This is a genomic window from Methylobacterium sp. Leaf85 (genome assembly GCF_001422125.1).
In the GTDB taxonomy this organism is placed as follows: Bacteria; Pseudomonadota; Alphaproteobacteria; order Rhizobiales; family Beijerinckiaceae; genus Methylobacterium; species Methylobacterium bullatum.
This window is the reverse complement of the sequence record NZ_LMME01000007.1, coordinates 100,943-107,998: the sequence shown is the minus strand read 5'-3', so window position 1 is coordinate 107,998 and position 7,056 is coordinate 100,943. Positions and strand designations below refer to the sequence as shown.

Genomic DNA, 7,056 nt, shown 5'->3' with positions numbered 1-7,056 from the left:
CGCTCTTCCGATCTCGCACCAAGCCGCACTGCAACATCGGCACGATCGGTCACGTCGACCACGGCAAGACGTCGCTGACGGCGGCGATCACGAAGGTCCTGGCGGAGTCGGGTGGCGCGACGTTCACGGCCTACGACCAGATCGACAAGGCCCCCGAGGAGAAGGCCCGCGGCATCACGATCTCGACGGCTCACGTCGAGTACGAGACGGCCAACCGTCACTACGCCCACGTCGATTGCCCCGGCCACGCCGATTACGTGAAGAACATGATCACSGGTGCSGCSCAGATGGACGGCGCGATCCTGGTCGTGTCGGCCGCCGACGGCCCGATGCCGCAGACCCGCGAGCACATCCTGCTCGCCCGTCAGGTCGGCGTGCCGGCSCTGGTGGTGTTCCTCAACAAGGTCGACCTCGTCGACGACGAGGAGCTCCTCGAGCTCGTCGAGATGGAGGTGCGCGAGCTCCTCTCCAAGTACGACTTCCCCGGCGACGACATCCCGATCACCAAGGGCTCGGCCAAGGTCGCCCTCGACAACGGCGACAAGGCCGTCGGCCACGACGCCGTGCTGAAGCTGATGGAGTCGGTGGACGCCTACATCCCGCAGCCGGAGCGTCCGATCGACAAGCCGTTCCTGATGCCGATCGAGGACGTGTTCTCGATCTCGGGCCGCGGCACCGTGGTGACGGGCCGCGTCGAGCGCGGCATCGTCAAGGTCGGCGAGACCGTGGAGATCGTCGGCATCCGCGACACCCAGACCACCACGGTCACGGGCGTCGAGATGTTCCGCAAGCTGCTCGACCAGGGCCAGGCCGGCGACAATGTCGGCGTGCTCCTGCGCGGCACCAAGCGCGAGGACGTCGAGCGCGGCCAGGTCGTGTGCAAGCCCGGCTCGGTCAAGCCCCACACCAAGTTCAAGGCCGAGGCCTACATCCTCACCAAGGAGGAGGGCGGTCGCCACACCCCGTTCTTCACCAACTACCGGCCCCAGTTCTACTTCCGCACCACCGACGTGACCGGTGTCTGCGAACTGCCCGAGGGCACCGAGATGGTGATGCCCGGTGACAGCGTCACCATGGACGTCACCCTCATCGTCCCCGTCGCCATGGAAGAGAAGCTCCGCTTCGCCATCCGTGAAGGCGGTCGCACCGTCGGCGCAGGCGTCGTCGCAGCCATCAACGATTAAGTTCGGTACGCTCCACCGGGCATCACCATAGATGGTGATGCCCGGTGACAGCGTCACCATGGACGTCACCCTCATCGTCCCCGTCGCCATGGAAGAGAAGCTCCGCTTCGCCATCCGTGAAGGCGGTCGCACCGTCGGCGCAGGCGTCGTCGCAGCCATCAACGATTAAGTTCGGTACGCTCAGTCTGCTGGGATCGACAGAGGGGCGGGTCCTCGCGCCCGCCCCTTCTTAAGTCCCGCCAAGGTTTCAGGTCATGAACGGTCAGAATATCCGCATTCGCCTCAAGGCGTTCGATCATCGCATCCTCGATGCCTCGACCCGCGAGATCGTGTCGACGGCCAAGCGCACCGGCGCGACCATTCGTGGTCCGATCCCGCTTCCGACGCATATCGAGAAGTTCACCGTCAACCGCTCGCCGCACATCGACAAGAAGTCGCGCGAGCAGTTCGAGATGCGCACCCACAAGCGCGTCCTCGATATCGTCGATCCGACGCCGCAGACCGTGGACGCGCTGATGAAGCTCGACCTCGCCGCCGGCGTGGACGTGGAGATCAAGCTCTAAGTCCCGCGGGGATTTAGAGCTTACCGTAGAATCGCGCGAGGGAGACACCTATGCGCTCAGGCGTCATTGCACAGAAGGTCGGCATGACCCGCATCTTTACGGATGCTGGCGAACATGTCCCCGTGACAGTGCTTAAAATCGATCAATGCCAGGTGGTCGCCCACCGTACCGTCGAGAAGAACGGCTACGTCGCCCTTCAGGTCGGCGTCGGCAAGGCCAAGGTGAAGAACGTGTCGGCTGCCGAGCGCGGCCGGTTCGCGGTCGCCAAGGTCGAGCCCAAGCAGAAGCTCGCCGAGTTCCGCGTGTCCGAGGACGCGCTGATCCCGGTCGGTGCCGAAATCACCGCCGACCACTTCATCCCCGGCCAGTTCGTCGACGTGACGGGCACGACCACGGGTAAGGGCTTCGCCGGTGGTATGAAGCGCTGGAACTTCGGTGGTCTGCGCGCCACCCACGGCGTGTCCATCTCGCATCGTTCGATCGGTTCGACCGGTGGCCGCCAGGACCCGGGCAAGACCTTCAAGAACAAAAAGATGCCCGGTCACATGGGCGTCGACCGGGTCACGACCCAGAACCTGCGCGTCGTGCGCACGGATCCCGAGCGTGGCCTCATCCTCGTCGAAGGCGCCGTTCCCGGTGTCGCCGGCGGCTGGATCCAGATCCGCGACGCGGTGAAGCGCAAGCTCCCCGCCGACGTGCCGCAGCCGGGCAAGTTCCGTGAAAACGGTTCTTCCGCTGCTCCCGCCACCGAAGCTCCGGCTCCCGAGGCTCCCGCTTCCGAGGAGAACGCGTGATGAAGCTCGATATCACCACTCTCGACGGCGACGGCGCCGGGTCCATCGACCTGGACGAGACCATCTTCGGTCTCGAGCCCCGCGCCGACCTTCTCCAGCGCATGGTGCGCTGGCAGCTCGCCAAGCGTCAGGCCGGCACCCATGCGGTCAAGAACCGCTCGGACGTCAACCGCACGCGCAAGAAGCTGTACAAGCAGAAGGGCACCGGTAACGCTCGTCACGGCGCCGCCTCCGCTCCGCAGTTCCGCGGCGGTGGACGTGCCTTCGGTCCGGTCGTGCGCAGCCATGCTCACGACCTGCCCAAGAAGGTCCGCGCCCTGGCTCTCCGTCACGCCCTGTCCGCCAAGGTGAAGGCCGAGACCCTCATCATCGTGGACGACGTGACTCTCGCCGACGGCAAGACCCGTAACTTGGTCGAGCGCTTCGAGAAGATGGGCCTGTCCAGCGCGCTGATCATCAGCGGTGCCGAGGTCGACGTGAACTTCGGTCGCGCCGCCCGCAACATCCCGCAGATCGACGTCCTGCCGGTCCAGGGCATCAACGTCTACGACATCCTGCGTCGCGACAAGCTCGTGCTGACGCGCGCAGCGATCGATGCGCTGGAGGCGCGATTCAAATGAGTGCCGATCCGCGCCACTACGACATCATCGTCTCCCCGGTCATCACCGAGAAGGCGACGAACCTCACCGAGCAGAACAAGGTCGTCTTCCGGGTTTCCCCGAAGGCAACCAAGCCGCAGATCAAAGAGGCGGTCGAGAAGCTGTTCGACGTCAAGGTCACGGGCGTGAACACGCTCGTCACCAAGGGCAAGAAGAAGATTTTCCGCGGGCTTCGCGGACAGCGTTCGGACGTGAAGAAAGCGATCGTGACCCTCGCCGAGGGTGAAACGATCGACGTCACGACCGGGCTCTGACACGAAAAGCGTTAGGATCAAGCCGATGGCCTTGAAGACATTCAAACCGGTCACGCCGAGCCTTCGCCAGCTCGTGCTCGTCGACCGCCGTGAGCTCTACAAGGGCAAGCCGGTCAAGAAACTCACCGAGGGCAAGTCGTCGTCCGGCGGCCGCAACAACCTCGGTCGCATTACCGTCCGCTTCCGCGGCGGTGGGCACAAGCGCACCCTGCGCAACGTCGATTTCAAGCGTCGCGAGCAGCTCGGCGTGGCCGCCACCGTGGAGCGGATCGAGTACGATCCCAACCGCACGGCGTTCATCGCGCTGATCACGTTCCCCGACGGCGTGCAGAGCTACATCCTGGCTCCCCAGCGTCTGTCGCCGGGCGACAAGGTGATCGCCGCCGAGCAGGTCGACATCAAGCCGGGCAATGCCGGCCCGGTGGGCAACATGCCGGTGGGCACGATCGTCCACAATGTCGAGCTGAAGATCGGTAAGGGCGGCGCGATCGCCCGCTCCGCCGGGAACTACGCTCAGATCGTGGGACGTGACCAGGGATACGTCACCCTGCGTCTGAACTCGGGTGAGCAGCGCCTGGTCCACGGCAATTGCTTCGCCAGTGTCGGTGCGGTGTCGAACCCGGACCACATGAACATCTCGCTCGGCAAGGCCGGCCGCAATCGCTGGCTCGGCAAGCGCCCGCACGTTCGCGGCGTTGCCATGAACCCGGTCGATCACCCGCACGGCGGCGGTGAGGGTCGTACCTCGGGCGGCCGTAACCCGGTCACGCCCTGGGGCGTGCCCACCAAGGGGAAGAAGACCCGCTCGAACAAGCGGACCGACGTCTTCATCCTCGCCAGCCGTCACAACCGCAAGAAGTAACCCTCATGGCACGCTCGCTCTGGAAGGGGCCGTTCATCGACGGCTACCTCCTCAAGAAGGCTGAGACCGCTCGCGGATCCAGCCGCAACGAAGTCATCAAGATCTGGAGCCGTCGCTCCACGATCCTGCCGCAGTTCGTCGGGCTCACCTTCGGTGTGCACAACGGACAGAAGCATATCCCGGTCTACGTGTCCGAGGAGATGGTCGGTCATAAGTTCGGCGAGTTCTCGCCGACCCGTACCTTCCACGGCCACGCAGCCGACAAGAAGGCGAAGAGGCGCTGAGATGGGCAAGCAAGCCACCCCCCGCGCGCTCCCCGAGAACGAGGCGAAGGCCGTCGCGCGCATGCTGCGCGTGAGCCCTCAGAAGCTCAATCTCGTTGCGCAACTCATCCGCGGTAAGAAGGTCGAGTCGGCTCTGGCCGACCTGGAATTCTCCCGCAAGCGGATCGCCCGCGAGGTCAAGAAGTGCCTCGAGAGCGCCATCGCCAATGCCGAGAACAACCATGACCTCGATGTCGACGATCTCGTCGTCTCCGAGGCCTTCGTCGGCAAGGCACTCGTGCTCAAGCGTTTCCACGCTCGTGCCCGTGGCCGCGGCGCCCGCATCCTGAAGCCCTTCGCGAACCTCACCATCGTGGTGCGCGAAGTCCCGACCGCCGAAGCGGCGTGAGGAGGACCTGATGGGCCAGAAAGTCAATCCGATCGGTCTGCGGCTCGGTATCAACCGGACCTGGGACTCCCGCTGGTTCGCCCAGAAGGGTGAATACGCGAAACTCATGCACGAGGACGTCGCCATCCGCGCCGCCCTCATGAAGCAGCTGAAGCAGGCTGCCGTGTCCAAGATCGTCATCGAGCGTCCGCACCGGAAGTGCCGCGTCACCATCCACTCGGGCCGTCCGGGCGTGGTGATCGGCAAGAAGGGCGCGGATATCGAGAAGCTGCGCAAGCTCGTCGGCACCCTGACCAAGGCCGACGTGACGATCAACATCGTCGAGGTGCGCAAGCCCGAGATCGATGCCACCCTGGTGGCCGATTCGATCGCCCAGCAGCTCGAGCGTCGTGTCGCCTTCCGTCGTGCCATGAAGCGCGCCGTGCAGTCGGCCATGCGTCTCGGTGCCGAAGGCATCCGGATCAATTGCTCGGGTCGCCTCGGCGGCGCTGAGATCGCTCGTCAGGAATGGTACCGCGAAGGTCGCGTCCCACTGCATACCCTGCGCGCGGATGTCGATTACGGCGTGGCGACCGCCTTCACGACCTACGGGACGTGCGGAATCAAGGTGTGGGTGTTCAAGGGCGAAATCCTCGAGCACGACCCGATGGCGCAGGACAAGCGCGCTCAGGAAGAAGGCGGCCGTTCGGGCGGACGTCGCGAGCGCGATGGCGAGGGTGGCCGCGAGCGCGGCCGGCGCGAACACGCCTGAGGCGTGATCGCGTACGCCCGTTAGCCATAGAAGGTGTTGAGAGGCTGCCATGTTGCAACCCAAGAAGACCAGGTTCCGTAAGCAGTTCAAGGGTCGCATCCACGGTGCGGCCAAGGGCGGCTTCGACCTCAATTTCGGGACGTTTGGCCTGAAGGCCATCGAGCCCGAGCGCATCACCGCACGTCAGATCGAGGCGGCCCGCCGCGCGATCACCCGTGAGATGAAGCGCCAGGGCCGTGTCTGGATCCGGATCTTCCCGGACGTTCCGGTCACGGCGAAGCCCACCGAAGTCCGCATGGGCTCCGGTAAGGGTGCACCCGAGTTCTGGGCTGCCCGCGTGCATCCCGGACGTATCATGTTCGAAGTCGACGGCGTCGCCGAGGACATCGCCAAAGAGGCCCTGCGCCTCGGTGCGGCGAAGCTCCCGATCCGCACGCGCGTCGTTCAGCGCATCGCTGACTAAGGGGAGGGGATCATGAAGTCGTCACAGAGACAGTCGGATCTGGCCGCCCTGTCGCCCGATCAGCTGAACGATGAGCTGCTGAACCTGAAGAAGGAGCAGTTCAACCTGCGCTTCCAGGGCGCCACCGGCCAGCTCGAGAACGTCGCCCGCGTCCGTGAGGTCCGCCGCGATATCGCCCGCGTTCGCACTCTCCAGCGTCAGAAGACGCTGAAGTCCGCGCAGGCCTGAGGAGTACACCATGCCGAAGCGCGTATTGCAGGGCGTCGTCGTCAGCGACAAGGGCGAGAAGACCATCGTCGTGAAGGTGGAGCGTCGCTTCACCCATCCGGTGATGAAGAAGACCGTCCGTCGTTCGAAGAACTATCACGCCCACGACGAGACCAACATTGCCAAGGTCGGCCAGACCGTGTCGATCGAGGAATGCCGTCCTTTCTCGAAGACTAAGACCTGGAAGCTCATCGAAGGTGGCGCAGCCGCCGTGGAAGCACCTTCCGCCGAAGCGTGAGACCGATGCAGTTTTGTTAAAGCGGGCGCAGCTTCTGCGCCCGCTTTTTTGCGTCTTGTGCCTAGCCGGGAAGAACGAGCGATTCGCCGAGGTGCATGACTTCTTGTCGGTCGCCCTATCCGACTGATCGAGCGTCACCGAATCAGATGGCTTCGACCGCGAACACTTGCTCAAATCCGCCGAGCATTCAGTTCCGCTCTCCCACGCTCGTCATCAACGGTGCGAATCAGGATGGCTCCCGGCGTCGGATACGACCGGTCGGACCTTTCGATGAAGACCCGTCCTGGATTGTCGTCTGCAGCGCAGCTGCGCGTCTTTGCTCTTGCGCCGCGCTTCCCTCTCTAGTAAT

The 7,056-nt window shown here is 64.5% G+C and carries 12 protein-coding genes and 1 pseudogene; all 13 read left to right on the top strand.

Going from position 1 to position 7,056, the window contains the following annotated elements:
- On the top strand, positions 1-1,184 hold a 1,184-nt coding region (gene tuf / locus ASF08_RS07100; protein ID WP_056143080.1), incomplete at its 5' end, for an elongation factor Tu.
- 31 nt (positions 1,185-1,215) lie between these two features.
- Positions 1,216-1,353, top strand: a pseudogene (gene tuf / locus ASF08_RS23870) (elongation factor Tu); the annotation flags it as partial.
- Between the two features lie 85 nt (positions 1,354-1,438).
- A complete protein-coding gene (gene rpsJ / locus ASF08_RS07095; RefSeq protein WP_018044230.1) occupies positions 1,439-1,747 on the top strand; it encodes a 30S ribosomal protein S10 in 309 nt (102 codons plus the stop codon).
- 50 nt (positions 1,748-1,797) lie between these two features.
- Positions 1,798-2,541, top strand: coding sequence for a 50S ribosomal protein L3 (gene rplC, locus ASF08_RS07090; protein ID WP_018044229.1), 744 nt, complete (start codon positions 1,798-1,800; stop codon positions 2,539-2,541).
- Positions 2,541-3,161, top strand: a complete 621-nt coding sequence (gene rplD, locus ASF08_RS07085; RefSeq protein WP_027172970.1) for a 50S ribosomal protein L4 — start codon at positions 2,541-2,543, stop codon at positions 3,159-3,161. Before rplC ends, rplD begins: the two co-directional genes overlap by 1 nt.
- Positions 3,158-3,454, top strand: a complete 297-nt coding sequence (locus ASF08_RS07080) for a 50S ribosomal protein L23 (RefSeq protein WP_018044227.1) — start codon at positions 3,158-3,160, stop codon at positions 3,452-3,454. Before rplD ends, ASF08_RS07080 begins: the two co-directional genes overlap by 4 nt.
- Before the next feature lie 25 nt (positions 3,455-3,479).
- On the top strand, positions 3,480-4,316 hold the full coding sequence (rplB, locus tag ASF08_RS07075; protein ID WP_018044226.1) for a 50S ribosomal protein L2: 837 nt from the start codon (positions 3,480-3,482) through the stop codon (positions 4,314-4,316).
- A gap of 5 nt (positions 4,317-4,321) precedes the next feature.
- Complete coding sequence (gene rpsS, locus ASF08_RS07070; protein WP_018044225.1) at positions 4,322-4,600, top strand: 30S ribosomal protein S19; 279 nt, start codon at positions 4,322-4,324, stop codon at positions 4,598-4,600.
- A 1-nt stretch (position 4,601) separates the two neighbouring features.
- Positions 4,602-4,988, top strand: a complete 387-nt coding sequence (rplV, locus tag ASF08_RS07065; RefSeq protein ID WP_018044224.1) for a 50S ribosomal protein L22 — start codon at positions 4,602-4,604, stop codon at positions 4,986-4,988.
- A 10-nt stretch (positions 4,989-4,998) separates the two neighbouring features.
- Positions 4,999-5,739 (top strand): 30S ribosomal protein S3, encoded by a 741-nt coding sequence (gene rpsC / locus ASF08_RS07060; protein WP_018044223.1) that lies wholly within the window; start codon positions 4,999-5,001, stop codon positions 5,737-5,739.
- Between the two features lie 49 nt (positions 5,740-5,788).
- On the top strand, positions 5,789-6,202 hold the full coding sequence (rplP, locus tag ASF08_RS07055; protein ID WP_056143077.1) for a 50S ribosomal protein L16: 414 nt from the start codon (positions 5,789-5,791) through the stop codon (positions 6,200-6,202).
- A 12-nt stretch (positions 6,203-6,214) separates the two neighbouring features.
- Positions 6,215-6,430, top strand: coding sequence for a 50S ribosomal protein L29 (gene rpmC / locus ASF08_RS07050; RefSeq protein ID WP_018044221.1), 216 nt, complete (start codon positions 6,215-6,217; stop codon positions 6,428-6,430).
- A gap of 10 nt (positions 6,431-6,440) precedes the next feature.
- Positions 6,441-6,707, top strand: a complete 267-nt coding sequence (rpsQ, locus tag ASF08_RS07045; protein WP_018044220.1) for a 30S ribosomal protein S17 — start codon at positions 6,441-6,443, stop codon at positions 6,705-6,707.
- Positions 6,708-7,056: the final 349 nt, after the last annotated feature.

Bases quoted from the DNA above. Each gene is read 5' to 3' on its own strand.
- rplB (WP_018044226.1), top strand. From the start codon at position 3,480: ATGGCCTTGAAGACATTCAAACCGGTCACGCCGAGCCTTCGCCAGCTC.
- rplC (WP_018044229.1), top strand. From the start codon at position 1,798: ATGCGCTCAGGCGTCATTGCACAGAAGGTCGGCATGACCCGCATCTTT.
- rplD (WP_027172970.1), top strand. From the start codon at position 2,541: ATGAAGCTCGATATCACCACTCTCGACGGCGACGGCGCCGGGTCCATC.
- rpsJ (WP_018044230.1), top strand. From the start codon at position 1,439: ATGAACGGTCAGAATATCCGCATTCGCCTCAAGGCGTTCGATCATCGC.
- rplP (WP_056143077.1), top strand. From the start codon at position 5,789: ATGTTGCAACCCAAGAAGACCAGGTTCCGTAAGCAGTTCAAGGGTCGC.
- rpsC (WP_018044223.1), top strand. From the start codon at position 4,999: ATGGGCCAGAAAGTCAATCCGATCGGTCTGCGGCTCGGTATCAACCGG.
- rpsQ (WP_018044220.1), top strand. From the start codon at position 6,441: ATGCCGAAGCGCGTATTGCAGGGCGTCGTCGTCAGCGACAAGGGCGAG.
- rpmC (WP_018044221.1), top strand. From the start codon at position 6,215: ATGAAGTCGTCACAGAGACAGTCGGATCTGGCCGCCCTGTCGCCCGAT.
- rplV (WP_018044224.1), top strand. From the start codon at position 4,602: ATGGGCAAGCAAGCCACCCCCCGCGCGCTCCCCGAGAACGAGGCGAAG.
- ASF08_RS07080 (WP_018044227.1), top strand. From the start codon at position 3,158: ATGAGTGCCGATCCGCGCCACTACGACATCATCGTCTCCCCGGTCATC.
- rpsS (WP_018044225.1), top strand. From the start codon at position 4,322: ATGGCACGCTCGCTCTGGAAGGGGCCGTTCATCGACGGCTACCTCCTC.